This window comes from Neisseria zoodegmatis (genome assembly GCF_900187305.1).
In the GTDB taxonomy this organism is placed as follows: domain Bacteria; phylum Pseudomonadota; class Gammaproteobacteria; order Burkholderiales; family Neisseriaceae; genus Neisseria; species Neisseria zoodegmatis.
The window spans coordinates 1205077-1230179 of sequence record NZ_LT906434.1 but is presented as its reverse complement, the minus strand read 5'-3'; the positions used below and the strand labels follow the sequence as shown (position 1 = coordinate 1230179).

At 51.2% G+C, this 25103-nt stretch carries 24 protein-coding genes; 5 read left to right on the top strand and 19 right to left on the bottom strand.

Features of this window, described 5'->3' with window-relative positions:
- Nucleotides 1–308 precede the first annotated feature (308 nt).
- The 3 genes from CKV66_RS05735 to CKV66_RS05725 form a co-directional block, all read right to left on the bottom strand.
- Nucleotides 309–992, bottom strand: a complete 684-nt coding sequence (locus tag CKV66_RS05735; protein WP_085363283.1) for a pseudouridine synthase — start codon at nt 990–992, stop codon at nt 309–311.
- A gap of 150 nt (nt 993–1142) precedes the next feature.
- A complete protein-coding gene (locus tag CKV66_RS05730; RefSeq protein ID WP_085363188.1) occupies nt 1143–2804 on the bottom strand; it encodes an electron transfer flavoprotein-ubiquinone oxidoreductase in 1662 nt (553 codons plus the stop codon).
- A gap of 310 nt (nt 2805–3114) precedes the next feature.
- Nucleotides 3115–4866 (bottom strand): alkaline phosphatase D family protein, encoded by a 1752-nt coding sequence (locus tag CKV66_RS05725; protein WP_085363187.1) that lies wholly within the window; start codon nt 4864–4866, stop codon nt 3115–3117.
- A gap of 335 nt (nt 4867–5201) precedes the next feature.
- On the opposite strand from CKV66_RS05725, the gene lysM reads away from it, so the two are divergent.
- Complete coding sequence (gene lysM / locus CKV66_RS05720; protein WP_085363186.1) at nt 5202–5678, top strand: peptidoglycan-binding protein LysM; 477 nt, start codon at nt 5202–5204, stop codon at nt 5676–5678.
- A gap of 121 nt (nt 5679–5799) precedes the next feature.
- On the opposite strand, the gene CKV66_RS05715 is transcribed toward lysM, so the two are convergent.
- The 6 genes from CKV66_RS05715 to CKV66_RS05690 all read right to left on the bottom strand — a co-directional run bounded on the left by CKV66_RS05715 (nt 5800) and on the right by CKV66_RS05690 (nt 10886).
- Complete coding sequence (locus CKV66_RS05715) at nt 5800–6753, bottom strand: nucleoside hydrolase (protein ID WP_085363185.1); 954 nt, start codon at nt 6751–6753, stop codon at nt 5800–5802.
- A gap of 156 nt (nt 6754–6909) precedes the next feature.
- On the bottom strand, nt 6910–7584 hold the full coding sequence (locus CKV66_RS05710) for a DUF6973 domain-containing protein (RefSeq protein ID WP_085363184.1): 675 nt from the start codon (nt 7582–7584) through the stop codon (nt 6910–6912).
- A gap of 141 nt (nt 7585–7725) precedes the next feature.
- Nucleotides 7726–8229, bottom strand: a complete 504-nt coding sequence (gene hscB / locus CKV66_RS05705) for a Fe-S protein assembly co-chaperone HscB (RefSeq protein WP_085363183.1) — start codon at nt 8227–8229, stop codon at nt 7726–7728.
- An 86-nt stretch (nt 8230–8315) separates the two neighbouring features.
- Nucleotides 8316–8765 (bottom strand): dihydroneopterin triphosphate diphosphatase, encoded by a 450-nt coding sequence (nudB, locus tag CKV66_RS05700; RefSeq protein ID WP_085363182.1) that lies wholly within the window; start codon nt 8763–8765, stop codon nt 8316–8318.
- Nucleotides 8766–8772: 7 nt separating this feature from the next.
- Nucleotides 8773–10191 carry a mechanosensitive ion channel family protein gene (locus tag CKV66_RS05695; RefSeq protein ID WP_197697465.1) on the bottom strand — a complete coding sequence of 473 codons (1419 nt, stop codon included), beginning with the start codon at nt 10189–10191 and terminating at the stop codon, nt 8773–8775.
- Between the two features lie 176 nt (nt 10192–10367).
- Nucleotides 10368–10886, bottom strand: a complete 519-nt coding sequence (locus tag CKV66_RS05690) for an RDD family protein (protein ID WP_085363181.1) — start codon at nt 10884–10886, stop codon at nt 10368–10370.
- A 109-nt stretch (nt 10887–10995) separates the two neighbouring features.
- Between CKV66_RS05690 and CKV66_RS05685 the strand changes: the two genes are divergently transcribed.
- Both CKV66_RS05685 and serC read left to right on the top strand, forming a co-directional pair.
- On the top strand, nt 10996–11766 hold the full coding sequence (locus CKV66_RS05685; RefSeq protein ID WP_085363281.1) for a TatD family hydrolase: 771 nt from the start codon (nt 10996–10998) through the stop codon (nt 11764–11766).
- Between the two features lie 310 nt (nt 11767–12076).
- Complete coding sequence (serC, locus tag CKV66_RS05680; protein WP_085363180.1) at nt 12077–13183, top strand: phosphoserine transaminase; 1107 nt, start codon at nt 12077–12079, stop codon at nt 13181–13183.
- Nucleotides 13184–13279: 96 nt separating this feature from the next.
- On the opposite strand, the gene recX is transcribed toward serC, so the two are convergent.
- The 3 genes from recX to CKV66_RS05665 form a co-directional block, all read right to left on the bottom strand.
- Nucleotides 13280–13729, bottom strand: a complete 450-nt coding sequence (gene recX / locus CKV66_RS05675; RefSeq protein ID WP_085356160.1) for a recombination regulator RecX — start codon at nt 13727–13729, stop codon at nt 13280–13282.
- Nucleotides 13730–13801: 72 nt separating this feature from the next.
- Nucleotides 13802–14515: a phosphoglycolate phosphatase gene (locus tag CKV66_RS05670; RefSeq protein ID WP_085363179.1), complete on the bottom strand. Its 714-nt coding sequence runs from the start codon at nt 14513–14515 to the stop codon at nt 13802–13804.
- A gap of 181 nt (nt 14516–14696) precedes the next feature.
- Nucleotides 14697–15503, bottom strand: coding sequence for an outer membrane protein assembly factor BamD (locus CKV66_RS05665; RefSeq protein ID WP_085363178.1), 807 nt, complete (start codon nt 15501–15503; stop codon nt 14697–14699).
- On the opposite strand from CKV66_RS05665, the gene rluD reads away from it, so the two are divergent.
- Nucleotides 15502–16629, top strand: a complete 1128-nt coding sequence (gene rluD / locus CKV66_RS05660; protein WP_085363177.1) for a 23S rRNA pseudouridine(1911/1915/1917) synthase RluD — start codon at nt 15502–15504, stop codon at nt 16627–16629. The genes CKV66_RS05665 and rluD overlap by 2 nt on opposite strands.
- 99 nt (nt 16630–16728) lie before the next feature.
- Here the strand turns inward: rluD and CKV66_RS05655 are convergent, their stop codons facing one another.
- From CKV66_RS05655 to CKV66_RS05630, 5 genes are all read right to left on the bottom strand, one after another.
- Nucleotides 16729–17181: a methyltransferase family protein gene (locus CKV66_RS05655; protein WP_085363176.1), complete on the bottom strand. Its 453-nt coding sequence runs from the start codon at nt 17179–17181 to the stop codon at nt 16729–16731.
- A gap of 35 nt (nt 17182–17216) precedes the next feature.
- Nucleotides 17217–20588, bottom strand: coding sequence for an ABC transporter ATP-binding protein/permease (locus CKV66_RS12545; protein ID WP_231990529.1), 3372 nt, complete (start codon nt 20586–20588; stop codon nt 17217–17219).
- A 215-nt stretch (nt 20589–20803) separates the two neighbouring features.
- Entirely contained in the window at nt 20804–21193 is a 390-nt protein-coding gene (locus tag CKV66_RS05640) for a VOC family protein (RefSeq protein ID WP_085363175.1), read from the bottom strand.
- 115 nt (nt 21194–21308) lie between these two features.
- Nucleotides 21309–22046, bottom strand: coding sequence for a CPBP family intramembrane glutamic endopeptidase (locus CKV66_RS05635; protein ID WP_197697464.1), 738 nt, complete (start codon nt 22044–22046; stop codon nt 21309–21311).
- Nucleotides 22047–22239: 193 nt separating this feature from the next.
- The gene (locus tag CKV66_RS05630; RefSeq protein ID WP_085363174.1) at nt 22240–23076 is read right to left on the bottom strand and encodes a CPBP family intramembrane glutamic endopeptidase; all 837 of its coding nucleotides are present in this window, start codon (nt 23074–23076) and stop codon (nt 22240–22242) included.
- Nucleotides 23077–23356: 280 nt separating this feature from the next.
- On the opposite strand from CKV66_RS05630, the gene CKV66_RS05625 reads away from it, so the two are divergent.
- Entirely contained in the window at nt 23357–23608 is a 252-nt protein-coding gene (locus tag CKV66_RS05625; RefSeq protein WP_085363173.1) for a hypothetical protein, read from the top strand.
- Nucleotides 23609–23737: 129 nt separating this feature from the next.
- On the opposite strand, the gene CKV66_RS05620 is transcribed toward CKV66_RS05625, so the two are convergent.
- Complete coding sequence (locus tag CKV66_RS05620) at nt 23738–24880, bottom strand: NADH-dependent flavin oxidoreductase (protein ID WP_085363172.1); 1143 nt, start codon at nt 24878–24880, stop codon at nt 23738–23740.
- Nucleotides 24880–25002: a hypothetical protein gene (locus CKV66_RS12760; RefSeq protein WP_269457274.1), complete on the bottom strand. Its 123-nt coding sequence runs from the start codon at nt 25000–25002 to the stop codon at nt 24880–24882. Before CKV66_RS12760 ends, CKV66_RS05620 begins: the two co-directional genes overlap by 1 nt.
- Between the last annotated feature and the right edge of the window lie 101 nt (nt 25003–25103).

The following is a 25103-nucleotide window of genomic DNA, read 5'->3' as shown; positions in this document are numbered from 1 at the left end:
GGGGTATTTTTATGGCAGTTGGAAATCCGTTAAATAAATAAAAATACTATAAACAGATTAACTAAAATTTTTCAGATAAAAAAAACCATCTATACTAAGGGGAAAAGTATAGATGGCCAAACACATTACGGGGAAAACGTCTTACTCACTTACTCACTCCTTTCGGAGCAAGTGTTACTCAGACACCTGAATTATATATTAGTTCATGAATTTTAGTATTAAGTTATGTAAATAAAAAAGACTTAAAATTATCCAATTGTTTTTAAATGGAAACTTACTTCTAAAACAGCTTATTTCTTTCCATTTCTTTACAAATATATAAACTGCCAATTCCCGATTGGCATATTATCAGCCGTCCAATCGCCAAATTTCGAGCGGTGAAGTTGCTCTACACGGTTGCCTGCGGCGGCGATCATGCGCTTCACTTGGTGGTATTTGCCTTCGGTAATGGTCAGCATCAAGATGTGTGGCGACTCCAAAACCGCATCGGCAGCGGCAACGGTTTCATTGTCATCGTGAAGCAATACGCCTTGTTTCAGCGTTTCGCACAAGATTTCGTCGGCAGGATGTTTTAATGTCACGCGGTAAACTTTCGCCACTTTATGCTTGGGTGAAGTTTGCCTGTGGTTGAAGCCGCCGTCGTTGGTAATCAGCAGGATACCGGTTGTATCAGCATCCAAACGCCCTACTGCCTGCATGTCGATATTGCGCATATGGTCGGGAAACAGGCTGAACACGCTCGGATATTGCTGGGGCTTATGGGAAGTTTCGTAGCCTGCCGGTTTGTTGAGCACGATATAAAAATACGGCATGGGTACGACGGTGTATGCCTTGCCGTCAATTTCCAAGCTTTGCACTTCTTCCGGCTGAACCGTGCTGCGCGGTGAATCCTGAATTACTCCGTTAACCGCAACGCAGCCGTTTTCAATCAGCCGCATACATTCTTTGCGGCTGCCGATTCCTTGGGATTGAAGATATTTGAAGAGTTGCATGGTCAATAAAATAGATGATGAATATTCGAACTCAATCGGCACATATCAATGCGGGAGCAAAAGTTTTCAGACGGCCTGATGGTGTTTGAGGCCGTCTGAAAATCGATTGCCAACGATCACGCGCTGCTTATTTTCAGACGGCCTTTATGTTTACATGGCGCCGTAGTTAGGCCCGCTCGCGCCTTCAGGGCAGATCCAAACGATATTTTGAGTCGGGTCTTTGATATCGCAGGTTTTGCAATGCACGCAGTTTTGGGCGTTGATTTGCAGTTGCGGTTTGCCGCCCTCTTCCACGATTTCATACACACCCGCCGGGCAATAGCGGGTTTCGGGGCTGGCGTATTCCTGCAAGTTCACATCGAGCATGGTTTGCGGATTTTTCAACGTGAGGTGCGACGGCTGGTTTTCTTCATGGCTGATGTTGGCTAAAAACACGCTGCTGAGGCGGTCGAACGTCAGTTTGTTATCAGGTTTCGGATAATCGATCGGACGGCAGGCCGCGGCTTTTTTCAGCGAACCGTGATCGGTGCCGTGGTGTTTGATCGTCCACGGTGTTCTGCCCTTGAAGACATATTGTTCCAAACCGGTATAAGCCATCGCGGGGAACAAGCCCCATTTGAACGACGGGCGGATATTGCGTGCGGCGTAAAGCTCGCGGTAGGCCCAGCTTTGTTTGAACAAATCTTCATAAGCAACGGCTTCTTTGCCGTGTTCAAACGATTCGACCTCTTCTAAATTTTCCAAAATCGGGAACACGGCCTCAGCAGCCAACATGGCCGATTTAATGGCGGTGTGGATGCCTTTGATACGCGGCACGTTCAAGAAGCCTGCCGCATCGCCCACCAGCACGCCGCCTTTAAACGAGAGCTTGGGCAGGCTTTGCAGACCGCCCTCGCTGAGCGCACGCGCGCCATAAGCGATGCGGCGGCCGCCTTCAAAAGTTTTGCGGATTTCGGGGTGGGTTTTGAAACGTTGGAATTCTTCAAACGGCGAAAGATAGGGGTTTTGATAATCCAAACCGACCACGAAGCCGACGGCCACCTGATTATTGTCGAGATGGTAGATAAACGAGCCGCCGTAGGTTTTGCTATCCAGCGGCCAACCCGTGCTGTGCACCACCAAACCGGGTTGGCAGCGGCCTTCGGGCACTTCCCAGATTTCTTTGATGCCGATGCCGTAGGTTTGCGGCTGGCAATCGCGGTCGAGTGCGTATTTTTGAATAAGTTGTCGGGTGAGCGAGCCGCGGCAGCCTTCGGCGAAAATGGTTTGCTGCGCCCACAATTCCATGCCGGGCTGGAAATTGTCGGTCGGTTCGCCGTCTTTGCCCACGCCCATATTGCCGGTGGCGATGCCTTTCACCGAGCCGTCGGGATGGTACAGCACTTCCGATGCGGCAAAGCCCGGATAGATTTCCACGCCGAGGTTCTCCGCCTGCTCCGCCAGCCAGCGGCACAACGCGCCGAGGCTGATGATGTAGTTGCCGTGGTTGTCGAAATTGGGGGTAACGGGCAACTTGATGGCTTTGTTTTGAGTAAGGAACAGCACTTGGTCGGCGGTAACGCTGCGGGTGAGCGGTGCGCCTTGCTCTTTCCAATCGGGCAGCAGCTCCGATAAAGCGCGGGGGTCGATCACCGCGCCGGACAAAATATGCGCGCCCACTTCCGAACCTTTTTCCACCACGCAGACGCTGATTTCGCTGCCTGCCTGTTCTGCAAGCTGTTTGAGCCGGATAGCGGCAGACAAACCCGAGGGGCCGGCGCCGACAATCACAACATCGTATTGCATACTGTCGCGTTCAATGGTTTCGGTCATGGTTGGTGTTCCTAATATAATGATTATCGGCCGGAAATTTTTCAGACGGCCTCGTTATGAAAAACTTCAGATTATACGACATCTTTCCATAGGATAGGCAGCCGGATACGCTCCGCTTAAACCGCCGCGCTCTGTTTCATTTACTTATCTGCATGAATCTTTTCAGACGGCCTCAAGCTCATGCTCCGCCATAGCCCAAGCCGATTGTGTAAAGCGGCAATGTTCGTGCTGATATTTGTACTTTAAGCATCAGGCCGTCTGAAAATAGTTTTCAGACGGCCTATACAGTTGCTTCAAATAGGATTGGGTATCATGAACGCCGCAATGGTTCTATCGCCAGCAAATGGTTGGTAAAGTCGTCTTTGGTTTCGCAACGCCAGCTGGCCCACAATTTATTACCGCCGCGGCTACCCTCGTCCAGCTCCAATGCGAGCCAGTTGCGCGCGGGCATAACATAGCGGTTGGAAGACGGAAACAGCATCATTTCCGCTTCGAGGTTCACGTCAAGCTTCTGCTTCTTCTTCGCCAACGAGTTCAACACTTGGCAGAACAGCCGCTCCATTACCGAAACCAATGACGGGTGCACAACCGCACTCGAAGTCAGCTGCTGGATTTGCGTTGAGCAGTTGGCATAATCCGAATCGGTGCGGTACACCACGCCCCAAGCGGCCACATGCACGTCGCCCGAAAGCACGGTAACGCGCAAATGATGGTCTTCGGCGGTTCTGAACAAGGTTTCAATCAAGCGCTTGCGTTCACCTTCGTGATCGTCGTTGGTCCAGTGGTCTTTCAAGTCGTCGGCGCTGCTGTCGAGCACATGGTCGTAACCCAAATTCTCCATCAGCAATTCCGCCAGCGAAAGTTTGGGGTGCATCACCGGCACCGACGATACAAACAGCAAATGCCGTTCCGTTTCGCATGTGGGAACGCCGTCGCACAACCACCGCTGCATGGCGCGCCAAGTGGAAGGCCCCATAATCTGCTCGTGCGAACGCTCGGTACGCAAATCCGCCACCAAAAGGCTGATCGGGCCGACGTTGTGCGCAAACGAAAAGCCGGGCTGGTCATCGAAAAGCGGCAAGGCAAGCGGGTCGGACTTCAAAATCTGCGACCATTTGATCGGCTCGAAAATCGGGTCATCGATACGCATATTGATGTCGGTGCGCAAGGTCAGTTCAGGCAATTGGTCTGCCGCCTGCTGCATCTGGAAAACCCAAAAAGCCCGGCGGGCATGGTAAAACATGCGTTGAAACACGGGGCTGCGCTGCATCTCGGCACTATGCGAACCCCAGCCGTCGAAAATATCATGGTCGTCCCACATCATCACGGTAGGAATGCGCGCCATACCGTGCGCCGAATCCAATGTTTTATTGGCCGAACCCCACGGCGCATGGTTGCGCGGCAGCCAGCGGCTGAGATAGAAATTGATGTAGTAATCTTCAATCGCTTTCTCCAAAGATGCACTGACTTTATATTTCAACTGCTCTCTGCGCGGCAGGCCGATCCATTTTTTCAATAACTTAATGTCTTCCCAAATCGGGTCGAAATAAATTTGGTCGCCGCCCATTACCATCAGGTGAAAACGCTGCAAGCCCTGCTCGTGCGTGCGGGTTTCGTGCCAAAGCTGTTCTTTATCGATTTGATAACCGGGCGGGCGCACGGATTTATCGTGGTTGCACAAAATGTCTTCCCACACCGCATTTTCGCCTTTAATCAGCTTACGGATACCGTTTGCATCGGAAAAGCCGTTACAAGACACATAAATCATGCGCGGCGCCTGACCTATTGCCGGCACGGTGAAATGCCAAACCTCGTCGATACCGTCGAGGCAGTATTCCACTTTTCTCTCTTCCGCCTGCTGGCAGGTAGATAAGTCGTAACGCAAATAAGCCTTACCGCCATGCTCGAGCAAAATCTTGGGGGCGCGGGTCGCTTTGCCGTCAACCCGCATCACCGGAAACTGCGCGCTGTTCGACACCGCAATCAATGCGCTGACTTTCCATTCTCCACACTCCGCCCCGCCGCGATACGACAGCACAGGGCCGATATAAAGCTTGGTCATCTTATTTCTCCTTTGTTTTTCAGTATGCTCTGAAGCCTGCTCAGCTTGCTTCCGCCGCCATGTGAAAACAAGAAAAAGCTGTTTTAGGCAGGATTACAGACGTTCAAATCGGTTGCAGGCCGTTTTTCAATAAATGCAATAACTCGGCCTACGCAGTTTTTGTTATGACAACACTATGTTTCGTATGGTTATTGTATCCATATTCCCGCAGAAGCTGCTTTAATGTAAAACAAAGTAATGTTATTGATTCCTCTGCTTGCCAAAAATATTTTTGCCTATAATTCCTATCAGGCCGGTATGCCGGATTATCATCAACACACTAAAAGGAATGAAAAATGGGTTTGTTTAGCTTTATCAAAAATGCAGGTGAAAAACTGTTTGGCAAAGACGAAAAAGAAGTTGCCGCTGCTGCCGCCGCCAACGTAGAAGACTTAAACAGCAAAGCTTCTGCCGCCATCCAAACGTACATCGAAAAACAAAATCTGGGCTTAACCGGCTTGAGCGTGTCTTTCGACGGTGCCAACGGTAAAGTTACCTTGAATGGTTCGGCACCTTCTCAAGAAGCTGCCGAGAAAGCCGTTTTGGCTGCCGGCAACGTTACCGGCGTTTCCGATGTTGAAAACAAACTCTCGTTCCCCGCCGCCGTAGAAGCCAAATATCACGACGTAGTCAGCGGCGACACTTTGTCTGCCATTGCTAAAAAATACTACGGCGATGCCAACCAATACATGAAAATTTTTGAAGCCAACAAACCGATGTTGAGCGACCCCAACAAAATCTATCCCGGACAAAAACTGCGTATTCCTGAGTAATCCATAGCCGGATAAACAATGAGGCCGTCTGAAAACTTTTTTCAGACGGCCTCATGATTGATAGGGCAGCAAATACAAAAGACACCACTTGCTCAAAAACCAATCATCCAATTCAGACAAATTAAGGCAGCTCTTCAATCGACTTAGCCAACTCTGCGAACATCTTATCGGCGTCCACCTCGGTAATCCAGTTCACATTCGCAGGCTTGCCGGTTGTCCCCCACCAATCGACTACGCACGCGCCCATCGTCAATTCGCTTTGGGTTTCAACCGCCACATGGCAGTTTTTGCCTTTAAACAATTCCGGAAACACCGCATAAGCAATGGCACACGGATCGTGCAGCGGGCCGCCCTCTAAACCGAATTTTTGCGTATCGAAACGCTCGTAGCTTTGCAAAATATTGGCAAGCCGCTTGCCGTTGGTATTGTTTTGTTTACGCAAAACGTCCATGCGCGGCGTGGTGATACATGCCTTGTGCGTTACATCCAGCGGTAAAACGGTAATCGGCGCGCCGCTTTGCAATACAATTTGTGCCGCATGCGGGTCAACATAAAAATTGAATTCGGCAGCAGGGCTGACATTACCGGCTTCAAAATAATTGCCGCCCATCAAAACGATGTTTTTGATAGCCCTAACAATATCCGGCGCCAATGTTATCGCTTGTGCAATGTTGGTCAACGGCCCTATCGGGCAAATCGTTATGCTCGCGTCGTCAGCTTTACGCAAAGTATCGATCAAATACGGCACGGCATGTACCGGCTGCAACGGACATTCAGGCTGGTGCAGCTCGACACCGTCCAAACCCGTTTTACCGTGCACTTCTTCCGCCGTTACCAAAGAACGGAGCAAGGGTTTGGCGGCGCCTGCATAAACCGGAAACGCTTTCTCACCGGCCCAATCGCAAATAATACGCGCATTGTTGGCCGTGTGATGCAGCCCGACATTGCCGGCGACGACTGTCAAAGCCATAAAATCAACAAGACCGCGTTTGGCGAGGCCGTGCGCCATCAAAATAGCGGCGGCATCGTCCTGACCGGGGTCGGTATCAATAATCAAACGGATTTTGTCAGTCATACAAACCTTTCTTGCCAATAGTAATAACAAAAAAACCAAACAATCATGTTGGGCATGCTTGCCGAAGGTACTACACTCAGTACGACAACGCAAGCCACGCCATGATTATTTGGTTATTTCGTTCAGAAGAATAATGGGGATGCGGATTAAAGTGAGTTACTTAAAAGGATTCGCTGTTTTTTCCGCATCGTATTTTTGCTGCTCTTCTTCGGTAAATCCGTTTGCATTCAGCGCATTGACCTTATTGAGTGCGGATTGGTATTCGCTTTTGGAAAGTTTGCTGCGGCTTATCATCCAGTATGTATAACCTTTTTCTTTAGTCGGTTTCGCCGTCCACAAACCTTCTTTGTGATAATGCCCCAATACTGCTTGAGCCAAAACTTTCATATCCGCTTCAGGATTATCTGCGCCGATGGTTCTTCCTATACGGTTATTTCTCAAATCAACAGCCTGATCTGCAGCCAAGCGGCTGAAATACTTGTTTTTTCTTTCTCGGATAGAAGAATCGTCTTCATTGGCATCGCCAACCTTTTTGGCAATATCCGTACCGAAGCGCGAAGCCACCGCCGCTTGCCATAAAGCATGCCGGACAGCATTCACCTGAGTACCTCTGCCTTCTCCGTTGGCTTTATTGTCCAACCCGGTCTTCTCCGCAATGCGGCTGGCGTTGCTGGTAATATTAACCGAGTCTTCACCTTTCAAACCGATGGCTTTAGCTGCAACAGGATGGCTGGCAGCGAAATGCAAAAGTTTGTTCCGTCGGCTCTCATCGGTATGGATATGGCAGGCACTGAGTAAAAGCGCAGCAAAAAGCAAAGTAATGTGTTTCATATTTTTCACTGTATTTTAGTTAACGTGCTCAAAAAATTGATATTTCTCAATATCTTTAACCGCCCTTTTATTTAAGTGAAGCAACTGCCGATACATTTAAGGGCTGTTATCTCAAACAACAAAGTATTTTCATCGCATCAACTAGGGCATCGCAGCCTGTATTTCTTGCATAATCTTGTCTAAAAAGCGGCCTTGCCTTACCTGCATGGCAGCGTGCTCATAAGCCTTGGCTGCAAAATCATCTTTGAGCTGCAGATAAAGCTGCTTTTGCTCTGCAACGATTTCTTTTTTAAGCTCATCCAGTGCCGAATCATCTTTTTCTGCTCTGGCTTCTGCCAAAGTTTCCCGCCACTCCATTTGCTGCATCAAAAATTCAGGAGCAAAAGCGGTATGCTCCGGTGCATCGGCATCTATTCCCTGCTGTTTGAGCAGATAGGCTGCGCGGTCGATAGGATTTTTAAGCACACGGTAAGCTTCGTTAAGCGTTGAAGCCATCATCACCGCCTGCTTTTGCTCAAATACGGATGCCGCTGCAAATTTATCAGGATGAAATTGAGCAGCAAGCACACGGTAAGTGCGCTCAAGAGCTTCCGAATCGATATCGAAACCGGCAGGCAGATTAAATAAGGTAAAGTATTGGCTCATATTTTTTATCCAATGCAGTCAGGCCTCTTTCGCAACAAGTCGATACCTTACTTTACATTACTTTAAATTATCCTACAAATTTAAAATTAAAACAAATGCTTATGCAAATTCAAAATTGCCTCTTTATTTGAGGGCGAAAATACCTTTTCTGCAGCTTCTGCTAACGGTAGCCATTCGAATGCAGTATGCTCGGAATCGCACAGTTTAATAGGGGTTGCGCAATCTATCTGCGCCGAAAATATGTGTTCGGTATTATGCGTTACGCCTTCCGGATAGCGGTGGCGCCAATGGGCATAAATTTCATACACATTACTTTCATACCAGTTTACAAGCTGGCCGTCTGAAAGATAAATGCCTGTTTCCTCTAAAACTTCTCTCAAAGCAGCCGCCTCTGGTGCTTCGCCGGGTTCAATACTTCCCGTTACGGACTGCCAAAAGTTTTTTCGGTCTGCGCGTTCAATCAGCAACACATTATTGTTGCCGTCGTGCAACACCACCAAAACCGAAACGGGCTGCTTAAGAGGTTTTACAGACATATCATCCTCATGCTTGATGCTTGGTGGTTGACTCTGATTCATCTGGATTTTTTTCTACGCTTGCGGCTACACCCAAATTTTCCGGCGCCAAACCTTCATTCAAAATACGCACTTCACGCTGTGGGAAAGGAAATTCAATTCCTTCTGCGTTAAACCGCTTCCAAACGGAATAGAAAATATTTGAGAACAGCACCACAAAGCCGTTTTCAGGGTCTTTTACCCAAAAACCAATCGACAAATCGATGCCGTTTTCTCCGAAACCGGTAATAACTGCTTTGGGAGGAGGAGACGCATCCACACGATCTTGTTCCGCTGCCACTTCTTCCAAGATACTCAATGCCTTAGTTAAATCGGTATTGTAGGCCACCTGAATATTCAGGCTTTGGCGCAAAGAAGCATTGGTATAGGATTCGTTAATAACGGTAGAGGTAACAAATGTTTCGTTAGGTATAAGCGCTTCCGACCCTGAAGCATTCGACAACACAACAAAACGGGAAGTGATTTTGGTTACATAGCCGGTGAAATCGTTTACCGTCAAACGGTCACCCGGGCGGATGGAGCGGTCGCCCAAAATAATAAAACCGGAGATATAGTTACTGGCCACTTTTTGCAGACCGAAACCGATACCGACACCCAACGCACCGCCGAATACCGAAAGCACGGTCAAGTCTATGCCGACCAAGGGCAATGCAATCAAAACCGACAAGGCCAGCATTACCGTTTTAACTACCTTCGACAAAACGATACGCAGGTTTAAGTCAAGACGTGAGCTGGACATCAAACGGTTGTCGATAAAGCGGGCCAACCACAAAGCGAAGACCATCAAAACGACAACCCACAAGAGGCCGGTTACGACGGTAAACAGGTTGAGTTTGACGGAGCCTATCGGAAACTCAAGCGACTTCATGCCGTTGATAATAATGTCGTCTATACCCGACACCCACAGCACAAAAGCAAACCACAGAAAGCCGGAAAGAAAGCGTTCCAGCCAATCGGTAAATTTGCTCGTCGGCAATGCGGCATGAACCACAGCCAATGCAAAGCGGATAAGAATCATCCAGCGCGATGCCATTGCCAAAAGCTGGAGCCACAAAGCGTTATTGTCGTTCAGATTCCAAAAATACAAGGCCACTACGGCAGAAATCAGCATCAGAATAGGCCACAGAATGCGCTGTGTAATATGCCGGGCGAAACCCCAACGGTTTGATTCCTGAACCGGATGCTTTTTAATCCAATAAGACGACAGCCAAAACGTTACCGCCATGATTGCGGCCACCACGCCCAATTCCAGCCATCCTTCGGGATTGTTGAAACTACGCTCCAATAATTGTGAAGCAAACTGCTGGCGGGCAAACAAGCCCGAGAAGAAATCAGCGATACCGGTACTTTCGAGTAACTGGTTGCCGGTAGAAGATAAATTAGACATGGTGTGTAAAAAATATAATGCGTTAAAAAATGGAAATGGATTATAACCTAAATTAATTAGGCACTTTTTAGTTTGCCGTGCAGACTATTCTGCCTTCTCAGATGAAAAACGGTTCAAACCAACGGCAATCTAAAATGAGGCCGTCTGAAAATTCATAGCGGCATCGGTGTGTTTGTTTAAGATGCTTTTTTATTGACATCTACCAATCTCGTTCCGGCAAGGAAGTCATATAAAAACTGACGGTCGGGATTCAGAAAAGCAAAGCCCCACGGCAAAATCCACCAGATCAGGGCAACGCCGAAAGCAGGCTTAGGCGGAATGCCGTTCAGATGGCGTAAAGCCGCATAAGCCAGCATCGGCACAAAAACGATAAAAACGCATGCCCACATAAAGCGCAAACGCAACTGAGGCAGCGGCGGCCGCTCGCCTGCGGCATTAACCAAACCGATTTTCCATACGCGCATTGGCAGCGTTTGGCTTTTTTTATGCCAGTTTGCCTTGAAATACAGCCACCAAACCGCCAGCAGAATGAGCGTCGCGGTTAAGCTCGATAATAAATTAGATACGGGATTCAGCAGCATCGCCGTCATACCGGCCAGCAAAGCTGCACCCATGCTGACTGCGCCGACAAGCAAAGCTTCGTAGAGCAAGGCTGCGAAGCGGCGTTTGAAAGAAACAGTAGGAAAATGGTGCATAATGTATGCGCCTCAAAACGGATAACGCCGCATTATAACGAAAGAAAAAGGTCAAGCCTATTGCCTTATCCGCCAAGCTTTCCGCGCTACTTGAAAGACGTTTGACATGATTTCACTCACCGACACCCATTGCCATCTTGCCGATGCCGCATTCCGCCATTGCTTGCCTGACGTGATCACAGAAGCGGTAACGGCCGGTGTGCGCCGCTTTATCGTGCCCGCCACACAACGTGCTGATTTTCAAGATGTGCTGGCTTTAGAACGTGCCGAAACCATACACATCGGGCTGGGCATTCATCCGTGGTTTGCCGAATCGGCAGCCGAAGAGGATTTTGCCGAACTCGAAACCCTACTCCTCCAACATCCGCGCGCTTGGGTAGGTGAAATCGGCTTGGATTTTTACGATAAAAACCAAACCGAAGCCCAAAAACACATCCAAAAAACCTGTTTTCTCCGCCAACTCGCCTTGGCAGAAAAACTCCGCCGCCCCGTGATTATCCACAATCTTAAAGCGACCGCCGCCGTGGTTGAGGCCGTCAAACAATCCCGCTTTACCCAAGGCGGTATTGCCCACGCCTTTTCAGGAAGTTTGGAAGAAGCGCACATGCTGATTCGGGCAGGCTTCAGCATCGGCATCGGCTCGTTGCTGTTAAATCCCACTGCAAGAAAAGCCCGTGAAGCCGCCGCCAAGCTGCCTTTGGAAAGCATCGTTTTGGAAACCGACAGCCCGTTCATGCTGAAAAACGCCGTCAACACACCGGCCAATGTACGTGAAATCGCTGAAATCACGGCAAGCCTGCGCGACATCAGCGTGGAAGAAGTCGCAAGGCAAACCGAGGAAAACGTCGACCGCCTGCTGGCCAAGTTAAGATATTCATGAATTTCAAAGTTAACAAGGGTGTATTTTTGCCGGAAACCCCAACATGGGGAAAACATAGCCATCTGAAACAAATCAGGTTGTTTCACTAAATTATATCACTAATTTAGATATAAAACCTTTTAATCAACATAAAATCAACTTTTATTAAAAACATCCACTATCAGGCCGTCTGAAAAATATGCTCAAAAATATGCTTTTCCACCTTGCGGAAAGCATGTACCGGGTCTAGAATCCAGCGTTAACTTATGTATGTTTTTCAAACAACACCGCCCTTCAACAGGGTTTGTTTCGATTAAAAGGCACAACCACCATGCTACCCACACCGATTTACAATTTCTCAGCCGGCCCCGCCATCCTGCCCGAATCCGTATTGCGCACCGCTCAAAGCGAGATGTTTGACTACAACGGAACGGGCTTTTCTGTAATGACCATGAGCCACCGCTCCGACGTATTCATGAGCATCCTTTATCATGCCGAGCAGGATTTGCGCCAGCTGATGGACATTCCGGATAACTATAAGGTACTGTTTTTACAAGGCGGCGCAAGCTCGCAATTCAATATGGTGGTCATGAACTTTGCCAACGGCTTCAAGCGCGTTGATTCTGTGGTAACCGGCAACTGGTCGGCAATTGCCCACTCTCAAATGGGCAAACTTTCCGACGCCGAAATCCATTTGGCGGCCGACGGCGGCAAGCTCTTCAACTACACCAACCTGCCCCCGGTTAATTCTTGGGACATCGATAAAAATTCCGCCTTCGTACACTTTGTAATCAACGAAACCGTGCACGGCCTGCAATACCGCGAAGTGCCGAAGCTGGATGACGGCATGCCGCCTTTGATTTGCGATATGTCGAGCGAGATTTTGTCGCGCAAAATCAATGTCAGCGATTTCGGCGTGATTTATGCGGGTGCGCAAAAAAATATCGGTCCTTCCGGCGCCACCATCGTGATTATCCGCGAAGACCTGCTGGAACGTTGCTCCGACCGCATTCCTGATGTGTGGAACTACAAATCGCACATTGAAAAACAAGGCATGTACAACACGCCGGCCACTTATCCGATTTATATTTCCGGGCTGGTGTTCCGCTGGCTGCAATCGCAAGGCGGCGTGGCACAGATGGAAACCATCAACACATTGAAAGCCAAAACGCTTTACGAAGCCATCGACAACAGCGGCGGCTTCTATATCAACAATGTCCATCCCGGCGCACGCTCTAAAATGAATGTCATCTTTACCACCGGCGATAAAGATTTAGACGAACTCTTCGCCCAAGAATCCACCACCCGCGGCCTGCAACTGCTGCGCGGCTATAAATCGATGGGCGGTATGCGCGCCAGCATCTACAACGCCATGACCCTGCAAGGCGTGGAAGCACTGATTGACTTTATGAAAGAGTTCCAACGCCGTTACGGTTAACGGAAATAAAAAACCTGTTTCCCCGCTTATGTTTCAAGCAGGGAAACAGGCATTAAAACCTTTGCATAACTCTATCTCGGGTTGGCAAAGGTTTTTTTATTCATCGTCATAACGGCAGTTTTTCAAGGCCGTCTGAATCGTATCCATATCAAAACCCCGATAAGCGAGGAAACGGATCTGCTTTTGTTTTTCTTTCATATCTGCGGCAGGTTGTTTGAATTTCTTCTTTAACACAGCCATTGCGGTATCCAACTCGCTTTCGCGCGAAGGCAGAAATTCACGCACGGTTTCTTCATCCACGCCTTTGGCTTGCAATGCTTGTTTCAAACGCAGTGTACCGTGTTGTCTGCTTTTGCTGTGGATATAGGCTTCTGCAAAGCGTTGGTCTGATTGCCAATGGCGATCGGCAAATTCGTCCAAAAGCTCGTCCAACTCGTCTTCATGCTCGGCATACGGCGCAAGCTTGCGCTTGAGTTCGGCGCGACTGATTTCTTGTCGCGCAAGTATATCTAAAGCTCGGGCGCGTAGGGATTTTTGCGGTTTCATCGGCATCGTGTTTCGTGGGAAACGGGAATATACGGATGAGGCCGTCTGAACAGTTTTCAGACGGCCTCAGTATTATGCTTCTTCTTGTTCTTTCTGCGGTTGCAGGTTTTCAAAAATTTCAGGCAGCGAGCCGATAATCCAGTCGGGCTTGGTGGCAGCTTCTTGCGACAGCATGGTCATATCGCCGTAGCCAAACGTAACGCCCACACTCAAGCAGCCCGCCGCTTTGGCGGCCAGAATATCATTCTGCGAATCGCCCACCATCATCATATTGGCCGGGTCAATGTTGAGCACTTCGGCGGCATGCAGCAAAGGCATGGGGCTGGGTTTTTTCTCGGGCAAGCTGTCGCCGCCTAAGATCAGGCTGAAATAATCGGCAAGGCCAAGCTGTTTCAGCAACTCTGCCGCCAGAATTTCGTTTTTATTGGTAATAACCACTAACGGAATACCTAAAGTTTTGAGCAAACCCAGCCCGGCCTCGGTTTCCGGATACGCGCGGGTATGGTCGCTTAAATGGTCGCGGTAATAGCGGATGTAAAAAGTAAACGCTTTTTCCCATTCTTCCTGCTTCGCCATTCCGTCGCGGCTATCTGTCAGTACCCGGTGAACAAGGTTTGCCAAGCCGTCGCCTACATAGCTTTCCACCACTTCAACAGGCAGCGGCGGCAAACCCATGTGTTCGCGGGTGGCATTGGCTGCGGCGGCAAGGTCGGGCACGGAATCGCAAAGTGTACCGTCCAAATCAAAAGCAATGGCTTGAACGTGTTCGATAACAGATGTGGTCATGATATTTACAAGTGCTCAGGGAAAAAGATAAGTCGGCTATTGTATAGCAAAGTGATATGCGCCGAAACGCTTGAGGCCGTCTGAAAAACCATAAAGGCAAGCGGATACGGTAAGGCCGTCTGAAATCATCACACTGATTTTTCAGACGGCCTCTTCATATCCTAAGCATTAGATGGAAAACTTACTTCCAATAGCGCCACCACGGAATGTTGTTATCCGACCATGATTTGTTCAGATAAGGGCTGTTGGGGAAGTTTTGCGCCAAAATGCGGCGGGTGTCGTCGGCAAGTTGCGGTTTGTTCATTTTGCGGTAAGAAGATTCCATAATGGCCAAAGCCTCTTCCACGAAACGGGTGTTTTGATAGCGTTCGACGATTTTTTGGGCGCGGTTGGCCGCAGCCAAATAAGCGCCGCGTTTCATGTAGTAACGCGCAACGGCGATTTCATTGCCGCCCAAAGCATCTACCAATTTAGCCATGCGTTCGCTGGCATCGGCGGCGTATTTGCTGTCGGGATAGCGTTCGATCAGCTGGGAAAACGCTTGGTAAGCATCGCGGTTTGCTTTGGGGTCGCGGTCTGACCAGTCTTGTGAAGCCAGTTTGTTTAAAAACGACTGGTCTTCGTTAAACAGAACCAAGCCTTTGAGATATAAGGCATAGTCCATATTCGGATGTTGGGGGTGGTTGCGTTGGAAGCGTTCGATAGCGGCTAAAGCTTTTTCAGGTTCGTCGTCTTTATAATAAGCGTAGGCCGTGTCGAGCTGGGATTGTTGGGCGTAGCGGCCGTTGGGGAAGCGCGATTCCAAAATTTCGTATAACTTAATCGCTCGCGTATAATTGCTGCTGTTTAACTCGTCGTGAGCCTCAGCATACAGTTTTTCAACCGACCAATCCTGAGTGATTTGCGCGTCTTTATCAATCGTGCCTTTGGTGCCGGCACAGCCGCCCAAAGCCAAACCCAATGAAATAACTAAAAGAATTTTTTTCATGCAGAACACTTCCTTTGAAAATGAAGCCGATTATAACGATGATTTGGAATTTGCGGCAGCCCCCGATGCAGAAACTTGCATTAATTTAACCGTTCCGCTCGATTTGGCGGGTATGCGTTTGGATGCCGTGCTGGCCAAGCTGCTGCCCGATTATTCGCGCAGCCGTCTGACTTCTTGGATAAAAGAAGGAGCGGTTACGGTAAACGAAAAAACGGCGCAGCCCAAAGACAAAATGATAGGCGGCGAATATATTGCAGTAGCGGTGCGCCCCAGTGAAGAAAACCTCGCCTTCACGCCCGAAGTGATGGATCTCGACATTATTTATGAAGACGACACAGTGATCGTTCTCAACAAACCCGCCGGTTTGGTGGTTCACCCTGCGGCGGGCAACTGGACGGGCACGCTGCTCAACGGCCTGCTCGCCCACTGCCCGGAGCTGAGCCAAATCCCGCGCGCGGGCATTGTGCACCGTTTGGACAAAGACACCAGCGGCTTGATGGTCGTTGCCAAAACCCTGCCCGCGCAAAATGCTTTGGTTCAGCAGCTGCAAGCGCGCACGGTAAGCCGGATTTACCGCGCCGTGGCCAACGGCATCGTGCCTTTTGACGGCAAAATCGACACCTTAATCGGGCGCGATCCGCACAACCGCTTGAAAATGGCCGTGGTGAAGTTCGGCGGCAAACCCGCCGTAACCCACGTTAAAGTGCTGGAGCGCTATCTTGCTCACAGCTACATAGAATGCAAACTCGAAACCGGCCGCACCCATCAAATCCGTGTCCACATGCGCGAAGCCAACCACCCTTTGGCCGGCGATCCCGTCTACGGCAACCCGCGCCACACTTGTTCGGATGCCGTGAAAGAAGCCGTAAAAGGACTGGGTCGGCAGGCGCTTCATGCCTACCGTTTGAGCTTCGAACACCCCGTGAGCGGCGAAACCGTGTCATTCGAAGCGCCGATACCCAAAGATATGTACCATTTGCTGTCGGTGTTGCGTTTGGAAGCGGGTTTGGATTCCTCTTTGAGCCATGAAGAAGAATGGCTGGAGCGCGTCGGCAAAGACAAAGACGACGATGATGATTGGGATGATGACGACTACGACGTAGAAGTCGTTTATGTACGCGATTAATCTTCCGAAACCTCTGCCTTCACATCCAGAGGTTTCATTTTTCAGACGGCCTGAGACCTTGGCCTCATACAGCCAACAGCTTTCTCTCAATATTCTCCCTCAAACCCAACGCCTTACCTTACGGCAATAGCTCAAATAATCCTCGCCAAACTTGTGCGCCAGCACGCGCTCTTCGTGGCGGATTTGAAAGCGGTTCATGCCGGCGACAAACAGCGGCAGCCCGAGCCAAGACAGGCCGTGTCCCAGCCACAGCGCCCAAGCTGCGAGCATCAGCAATAAGCCCAAATACATCGGATTGCGGGTGAAACGGTAAACGCCGCTGCTCACTAAGCGGGAAGCTTTGTCGAGATGAACGGGGTTCATCGTGGTTCGTGCCTGTCTGAAAGCCGCCACGCCCGCCGCGCCGACGGCCAATCCTGCCGCTGCGGGCAGCAAGGCCCAAACTCCGGCAGACGGCCATTGCAAAGCCGCCACCGGCGCGCCCGCCAGCAGCCGCATCAATACAGCGCAGGCAATCAATTGCAGCACTGGCGGGATTTTCAGGTTGTCCATATCGCCTCCTTTTTCCCGATACGTTCAGACAGGCATTATTTTTCCTGCTTCTTCAAAATCCAGCAGGCCGAGGTGAAATACACCACGTAAAACGCCAGCAGCACCAGCATTTCGCGGCTCAGGTCGTGCCCGCCCAAGCCTTTGGTGAAGCTGCCGATGCTGATGTTGAGATACCACGACGCGGGCATCAGCTTGCCCATCCAGTACGCCCCGCCTTCCATCGACGAGAGCGGGTGCAGAAAGCCGGAATAGTTGAAAGTCGGGATCATAATCACAATCGCGGTAAGGCTGATGGCCGCCACTTGCGAACGCACAACGGTGGAAGCCAGCAAGCCCAGCGCGGTGGACACGAACAGCAGAATCAACGTGCCCGCCGTCAGCACCAGCAGCGAACCTTTCACCGGCACGCCGAAGCCGAACACCATCATCGCCGTGAGCACTACATAATTCACCATGCCCACCGCAATATACGGCAGCTGCTTGCCGAGCAGAAACTGCGGCACGGTGGCGGGCGAGGTGTAGAAGTTGGAAATCGAACCGATTTCGCGTTCGCGCACCACCCCGACCACCGACATCATTGCCGGAATCAGCATCAGCACCAGCATCAACACGCCCGGCGCGATGGCGAAAATGCTTTCAAAATCCTGATTATACATAAACCGCTGCTCGATTTTGGCCGCGGGCGGCGGCAGCGTCAGCCCCGTTTCGCGCGCCAAATCCTGCCCGTACAGCGCAAAAATGCCGCCGATATAGCCTTGGATATTGCTGGCGTTGAACGGCATCGCGCCGTCGACATAAAATGCCGCCTCCGGCCGCCTGCCCGCCAGCATATCGCGCCCGAAACCTTCGGGAATCTCAATCACCAAACGTGTTTTCGCCGACTGCAAGGCGGTGTCGATATCGCTTGGCGACGAGAGCGGCGGCTGTTGCTGAAAATAGCGCGAACCGGAAAAATATTCGGTGAGGCGGCGGCTTTCGGTGGTTTGGTCGCGGTCGAGCACGGTAAACGTGAGGTCTTTCACGTCGAACGACACGCTCCACGACAAAGCCACCATCAAAATCACCGGCCCCGCCAATGCGAAAAACAGCCGCACCTTGTCGCGCAGCAATTCTTTGGTTTCACGCAAAGCAAACGTGCGCACGCTTGCCAGCCAGTATTTCAAGGTGTCGGTCGGCGGAGTGTTTTCAGACGGCCTGCTGTCTATTTGTACACCCGATACCTGACCCGCTTGCACGCCCCTTGCTGAAACTTGAGGCACGCTTTCGATTTCAGACGGCCTGTCTGAAACATCGGCGGCTTGTTCCCTTTCTGTAATCTTGCCGGTTTCCGAATACGATTCGTCTGGGGTGGAAGAAACTGAGGCTTCCGGTGCGATAACCGTTTGCTTCTCTTCCGCTTGCGAGGAAGCAAGGCTACTGTCGGAACGGACATTTTCAGACGGCCTGCTATCTATTTGCACATCCGACCGCTGATCCGCCTGCACGCTCCTTGCTGCAACTTGGGCGACGCTTTCGATTTCAGACGGCCTGTCTGAAACATCGGCGGCTTGTTCCCTTTCTGTCATCTTGCCGGTTTCCGAACGCGGTTCGGCTGGGGTGGAGGAAATCGGGGTTTCCGGCGAAACAACCGTTTGCTCCTCCTCCGCTTGCAAGGAAGCAAGGCCGCTGTCGGAACGGACATTTTCAGACGGCCTGTTGCCTGTCTGCTCATCCGAATCCTTATCCGCCTGCACACTCCTTGATGAAACTTGAGCCACGCTTCCGGTTTCAGACGGCCTCTCCGAATCGTCGGTAACCTGTTGCGGCGGCACGGCAACATCGTTTGCTTGCTTGGAAACCAATGTTTCAGACGGCCTTTCAGACAGGCCTTCCCGTGCCTCGTCATCCAACAGATAGCGCACAAACGCCTCTTCCAAATTCGGCGCGGCCTGCCGTGCGGTCAGCTCCGCCGGCGTGCCCACCGCTAGCACGCGGCCTTTGTGCATGAAGGAAATGCGGTCGCAGCGTTCGGCCTCGTTCATAAAGTGGGTGGAAACGAAAATGGTAATTTTGTCTTCGCGCGAGAGTTTGAGCAGATGCCGCCAGAACATGTCGCGGGCGGCGGGATCGACGCCGGAGGTCGGTTCGTCGAGAATCAGCACTTCGGGTTTGTGCAGGCAGGCCGCCGCCAGTTGCAGCCGTTGGCGGATGCCCAACGGCAGCGAGGCGGGTTTGGCTGTGGCGGCATCGCTGAGGTCGAACTGCACCAGCGCATCGACCACCGCCTGTTCGCCGGCCGCACCCATTTGGTAGAGGCGGGCGTGCAGTTTGAGGTTGTCGATCACACTCAATTCTTCATACAGCGAGAACGCCTGCGACATATAGCCGACGCGCATCCGCGTTTGGATATTGCCCGCTTCGATCGGCCGCCCCAAGAGTTCGGCCGAACCGTCGCTGGCTTCCAGCAGGCCGGTGAGCATTTTCATGGTGGTGGATTTGCCGCAGCCGTTGGAGCCGAGAAAGCCGAAGATTTCGCCTTGTGCGATTTTGAAGCTTACCCGATCGACCGCGGTAAAGCTGCCGAAACGCTTGGTCAGCCCGTGTGCTTCGATGGCGGGCGGGGCATCGGGATCGGCGACAAACGGGGTCATCGCCAACCCGCCCGAGCCTTGCTGCTTTTCAGACGGCAGCATCTGCACATAGGCGGCTTCCAGCGTGGCGGCACCGCTGTCGCGCATCACCTCGCGGGTGGGCTTGTTCACCAACAGCTTGCCGTCGTCCATCGCCAGCAGATGACTGAAGCGTTCGGCCTCTTCGATGTAGGCGGTGGCCACGATTACCGTCATGCCCGCACTTTCGGCTTGAAGTTCGTCCACCAACGCCCAAAACTGGCGGCGCGACAGCGGGTCGACACCGGTGGTCGGCTCATCGAGAATCAGCAGATCGGGCGAATGCACCAGTGCGCAACACAAGCTCAGCTTCTGCTTCATCCCGCCCGAGAGCTTGCCCGCCGCGCGGTCGGGGAACGGTGCCAACCCGGTGGCTTCCAGCAGCCGACTGATGCGCGCCTTTCGTTCGGCCGCATTCAGCCCGAACAGCCGCGCATGGAAATCGACGTTTTCATACACGCTCAAAGTGGGATACAGATTGCGCCCCAAACCCTGCGGCATAAAGGCGATACGGTGCGACAACGCCTGCCGCGCCGCTTTGTCGGCCATGTCGTGCCCGAACACCTCCACCGTGCCGCTCTGAATGATTTTAACGCCGGCAATCAGCGACAACAGCGTCGATTTGCCCACCCCGTCGGGGCCGATTAAGCCCACAGTTACCCCGCGCGGGATGGTCAGCGACACGTCGTCCAGCGCCGTTACGGTTTTGCCGTAGCGGTGAGAAACGGAGCGGAGAGAAACGGCGGGGTTGTTTATCATGGGTTACTCTGTTTTCAGACAGGTATTGGTGTTTCAGACGGCCTTTTTAGGTAGCTTGTTTGGGCTGTTACGTTATGGTAGTGCCGCTGGTAGGGTGTGTGGCGCGAAGCCACGCACGCGGATTTAGTGGTTTAAGCAACGCGTGCGTGCCGGTGGCACACACCCTACGCTTGCTAAGCAACCATGCCGGATTCAAGAATCCGACCTACACCGGCTTATCCTTCGTAAGCATGCGGTTCCGTTACGGTAATGAAATAACCGTCGGGATCACGGAAAGAAAATTCCTGCTTATGGGAATTGGGGTTTTGATGAATGTCTTCTTCAATCGCCCAACCGATTTTTTCAAGATTATTCCTGATTTGCTGCCAGTCCGCCGTTCTGAAATAAAGCAGCAACCCGTTTCCTACCGTAATATTCGGATTGGTCATGGTCGGATGGCCGTCTAACTCCCAAGCATGCAGACAAAGGACAATTTCGTTTTTTTGAGTGGTTAACACCGCAAAATATTTATCGACATGAGCGTTGTTGAATCCAAAGATGTCGCGATACCAAATTGCACTAGCTTCAACATCTTTGACTGCAATAATCGGGTCAAGTTTTGTCATATCGTTATCTCCTCTTAGATTGCTGCGTAGGTGAGAATCCAATATTTGGGCGTTCAGCGACCATGTCGCTTGCAAGAATCCGAACTACGCTCGTTTAGATCAATATTATTTTAAGTCAACCAAAGTTTTTTTCAGACGGCCTTATTCTTAACCGCTGTTTTCTCAAATAAAGCCCGGTAAGCAGATAAAGTGTAAGTGGAATCACGCCGAATGTGGGCGAAACAATCAGGGTTTTGTCTGCCTGTACAGTAACAAATTGCTCCGAAATAAGTGGATTAAGTGCATCTTCGACCGAATGCAGTATCACAACCACCCATAAAGATCGGGTTAATAAGAACAGTTCGGTAAACATAATCGTCCAAACACAAATAACCAAGACCGCATATAACGCCACAGCATATCTGCCATATGGAAAAAACATGGCTAAATAGTGTTCATCCAGAAACACCAGATAATAAGGCAGATGCCACAAGCCCCAAACCAAACCGACGATTACATAAATCAACCATTCATTTCGGGTTATCCGATCAAGCTTTGCCGTGAGATAGCCGCGCCACACTGATTCTTCAAAGATGTTTTTAATCCACTCAAACCCGATTACGCTCCCAAAAACCGGCATATAAGCAGCAAGATTGAAACAGGCCGTATTGACCCAATTCATTGTTTTACCGATAAATAGCGCAATGCTGATAACCACAGGAAACACCAGCGCGGCAAAACCATACCATTTGAGATTTTTACTGAAGCCGGGTTTCAGCCCGCTATAGCTCCAGCCGTCACCTGCAAACGTTCTGAGCAACAATACTGTTATCAAAGGTATTGCTATCCAAATACCTGCTCCAATAGAATCCATTAATGATTCTTGATTGGGAACAAACGTGTTTACCTATACGCCAAGAAAACCGCAAGTTAAGGCTACAAATATAAAAACAGCGAGATTTATCAAAGTTCTTCTATCTGCATCCATAGAGTTTCTCCTCTGTATAACCAAACGGCTACATCCATTTTGACAATCAAGCGCGTTTTCAGACGGCCTTTCAGCCAGTCTATCCGCTCTGAGGCCGTCTGAAAAACAAAGCCCGCTCTTTCCACAACACCCATGCAGTCAACAGCAGCAGAATGCCTGTCTGAATCACTTTACTGTCGGGGTGGGTTTGGAATATCTCGTTGCCGAGATTGGCAGCCAGATGGAACAGCAGCGTCACCATAATACTGCGCCCGCTTTTCAGATACAGCCAGTTCATCAGCAGCACAAACACCACCATGCTAGCGACAAAATTGGCGGTGTAAAGCCAGCCTTGTGCCACCAGTTCGCTGTGGTAATAGCCTTTCACCAAACCCAGCGGCACATGCCACAGCGCCCAGTACACGGTAAAAACCAGCGACGCGGCAAACAGGCTGAAGCGCGACAGCAGCGCGTCCGTGCCGTAGGAGTGCCACGCCAGCTCTTCCAGCACCGCCCCGAGCACCAAAGCCAGCCACGGCGAAATCAGCGCCGAAGTAAACGAAGGGCTGCCTGAAATATGGAACTGTGCGGCGGGATAGCCGAACAGCAGCGACACGCCCTGCGCCAATACCAGCGACAACGGCGGCAACAGCACCGCCGCCAGCAAATACCGTTTGGGCGCGCCGGAAAAACGCAAACGCGACAAGGCATCTGCCCGCAGCGAGGGCTGCCGCCACAACAAACCCGCCGCCAAACCCACCGGCGCGAACAAACCGGCCAACAGCAAGGCCGTGAGTAAACCTTTGTGCCCGCCGTCGGGCTGGTAGCTGAGATAAGCCGCCGCCAACCAAGCCGCCCACGGCAGCAGCAGCGACCAAGCGAAGAAGAACACGGGCCGGTAAACTGCGGAGTTGACAGTGTGTTGGAGTGGGTTCATCGGTAGTTCCTTGTTGTTCGGGCAGGCATGTTTTTTCAGACGGCATCGTTTGATAATGCAACCGTGGGGTTGGCACCCTTGCCCGCCGTGCGATTCAAACTTGCGAGGCTGAATGGCGGGCAGGAATGCCCGCCCTACGCATTGAGTTTTCTACACGGCAGATTTGCTTTTCTGATTACCTCCAGAAAAAATGCCGATAGGTATGATGAAAAACAATGTGTTAGATTATCGGCAACTGTTTCTGTTCCTTTTTCACTCTGTCAACGGAAAGGAGCATGTCATGCGTCGTTTACATATCGGTTCTATCATTATCTTAATCTGCGGGCTGTCTGCCATTATTCCGGGGCTGATGACTTTGCTGGGCATGGGCGGTTGGGTGCACGAGCTGCTCAATCAGCCGCTCGGTGCCATTGCCCTGCTGGTTATCGGCGGCTCTTGCGTGCTGGCGGCTTTGTTCCCTGTGTTCACCACTTACCTGACGCGCAAGGAGATGGGCAAGACGCCGTTTGAGGAAGATGAAACCGGCGATTGAGGTTTTCAGACAGGCATTTTTCAGACGGCCTCTTCAAACAATTGAGCATCCTTGCCCGCCGTATGATTCAAACAAACCAATCCGAATAGCGGGCAAGGATGCCCGCCCTACGCATGAAACCTTATCCAATCAAATATCTACCGGCTGCCACTTTTTGCTGCCTTTTACCGGCGGCAGGTAGGCCAGCCCCATTTGGCATTGCTGCCACAATCTTTCGGGGATGCGGTAACGGTCGGCTTTGTCGGGGTCAAGTTCGCACACGATTTCGGCTTCGCGGCCGCTTTCAATCAGTTCGACCAAATCGGGGTTGAGCAAAACGGTTTTACCCAATGCGATAAATTCTGCCCAGCCGGTTTGGTAGGCTGCCAAAATCTGCTCGGCGGTAAACAGGTTGCCTACGCCGATCAGGGGCAGTTTGCCGCTGATGCGTTGATGTATCTGCTCGATGCGCGTCAAATTTGTGTCGGCTCCGCGGCGGGCTTTTTTGTAGAAATCCCAAAGCGAAACGTGTAAGTATTGCAGCGGTTTTTGTACCATGGCATCAATCAGTGCGAACGTGTCTTGCATGGTCAGGCCGTTATCGCCGCCTTCTTCGGGCGAGAAACGGTAGCCGACAATGAAATCGGAGCGGTTGTGTTTACGGCGCACGGCATCTACGGCATCGACGACGGCCAGCGGGAAGCGCAGGCGGTTTGCCAAGCTGCCGCCCCATTCGTCGTCGCGGCGGTTGCTTTGGGCGGAAACGAACTGCTGAATCAGATAGCCGTTGGCGCCGTGGATTTCCACGCCGTCGAAACCTGCTTCGAGTGCCAACTCGGCGGCGCGGGCAAAGGCTTCAATCAGCGCGCGGACTTCCGGGTCGGTGAGTGCGCGCGAACCGCCGGCTTCGTCGTCCGACGGAGCCACTTTGTCGGCACCGTTCAGTAAATCGGCAGAGGCTTGAATACCGCCGTGATGAAGCTGCAAAACCGCTTTCGCGCCTTGTTGGTGGGCAATCTGTGCCACTTCTTTCAAGCTCGGCAAATGTTCGGTACCGACGGCTTCAGGCTGTCCGGCAAAAGCTTTGCCTTCGGGCGACACCAGCGTGGCAGCGGAAATAAACAGGCCGAAACCTTTGAAACGGTTGCTCAAAAACAGGCGTTCCTCCGGGCTGATGTTGCCGTCGGACAGAGAAGCCCAATGCGTCATCGGCGCAACGGCCAAGCGGTTTTTAATAACCGTGCCGTTGTTGAGGGTGTAAGGTTGGAAAAGCGGGGTGTATTTGGGGTTCATTATGTATCACTTTCTTGTCGTTCAAACGGATATACGATTTCAGACGGCCTTTGGGTAAGTTGGTGCTTCAAATCATTACAAATCGGTGCTGCCATTTCCATCGGCATCAATATGCGCCGCATCGTGCCGGCCGTTGGAGGGCACAACCAACAATCTCCGTAGACGGGCATCATTACCCGCCATTCAGACTAACGCATTGATAACACGGCGGGCAGGGATGCCC

Bases quoted from the DNA above. Each gene is read 5' to 3' on its own strand.
- CKV66_RS05735 (WP_085363283.1), bottom strand. From the start codon at position 992: ATGCAACTCTTCAAATATCTTCAATCCCAAGGAATCGGCAGCCGCAAA.
- CKV66_RS05730 (WP_085363188.1), bottom strand. From the start codon at position 2,804: ATGACCGAAACCATTGAACGCGACAGTATGCAATACGATGTTGTGATT.
- CKV66_RS05725 (WP_085363187.1), bottom strand. From the start codon at position 4,866: ATGACCAAGCTTTATATCGGCCCTGTGCTGTCGTATCGCGGCGGGGCG.
- lysM (WP_085363186.1), top strand. From the start codon at position 5,202: ATGGGTTTGTTTAGCTTTATCAAAAATGCAGGTGAAAAACTGTTTGGC.
- CKV66_RS05715 (WP_085363185.1), bottom strand. From the start codon at position 6,753: ATGACTGACAAAATCCGTTTGATTATTGATACCGACCCCGGTCAGGAC.
- CKV66_RS05710 (WP_085363184.1), bottom strand. From the start codon at position 7,584: ATGAAACACATTACTTTGCTTTTTGCTGCGCTTTTACTCAGTGCCTGC.
- hscB (WP_085363183.1), bottom strand. From the start codon at position 8,229: ATGAGCCAATACTTTACCTTATTTAATCTGCCTGCCGGTTTCGATATC.
- nudB (WP_085363182.1), bottom strand. From the start codon at position 8,765: ATGTCTGTAAAACCTCTTAAGCAGCCCGTTTCGGTTTTGGTGGTGTTG.
- CKV66_RS05695 (WP_197697465.1), bottom strand. From the start codon at position 10,191: ATGTCTAATTTATCTTCTACCGGCAACCAGTTACTCGAAAGTACCGGT.
- CKV66_RS05690 (WP_085363181.1), bottom strand. From the start codon at position 10,886: ATGCACCATTTTCCTACTGTTTCTTTCAAACGCCGCTTCGCAGCCTTG.
- serC (WP_085363180.1), top strand. From the start codon at position 12,077: ATGCTACCCACACCGATTTACAATTTCTCAGCCGGCCCCGCCATCCTG.
- recX (WP_085356160.1), bottom strand. From the start codon at position 13,729: ATGAAACCGCAAAAATCCCTACGCGCCCGAGCTTTAGATATACTTGCG.
- CKV66_RS05670 (WP_085363179.1), bottom strand. From the start codon at position 14,515: ATGACCACATCTGTTATCGAACACGTTCAAGCCATTGCTTTTGATTTG.
- rluD (WP_085363177.1), top strand. From the start codon at position 15,502: ATGCAGAACACTTCCTTTGAAAATGAAGCCGATTATAACGATGATTTG.
- CKV66_RS05665 (WP_085363178.1), bottom strand. From the start codon at position 15,503: ATGAAAAAAATTCTTTTAGTTATTTCATTGGGTTTGGCTTTGGGCGGC.
- CKV66_RS05655 (WP_085363176.1), bottom strand. From the start codon at position 17,181: ATGGACAACCTGAAAATCCCGCCAGTGCTGCAATTGATTGCCTGCGCT.
- CKV66_RS12545 (WP_231990529.1), bottom strand. From the start codon at position 20,588: ATGATAAACAACCCCGCCGTTTCTCTCCGCTCCGTTTCTCACCGCTAC.
- CKV66_RS05640 (WP_085363175.1), bottom strand. From the start codon at position 21,193: ATGACAAAACTTGACCCGATTATTGCAGTCAAAGATGTTGAAGCTAGT.
- CKV66_RS05635 (WP_197697464.1), bottom strand. From the start codon at position 22,046: ATGGATTCTATTGGAGCAGGTATTTGGATAGCAATACCTTTGATAACA.
- CKV66_RS05630 (WP_085363174.1), bottom strand. From the start codon at position 23,076: ATGAACCCACTCCAACACACTGTCAACTCCGCAGTTTACCGGCCCGTG.
- CKV66_RS05625 (WP_085363173.1), top strand. From the start codon at position 23,357: ATGCGTCGTTTACATATCGGTTCTATCATTATCTTAATCTGCGGGCTG.
- CKV66_RS05620 (WP_085363172.1), bottom strand. From the start codon at position 24,880: ATGAACCCCAAATACACCCCGCTTTTCCAACCTTACACCCTCAACAAC.
- CKV66_RS12760 (WP_269457274.1), bottom strand. From the start codon at position 25,002: ATGCGGCGCATATTGATGCCGATGGAAATGGCAGCACCGATTTGTAAT.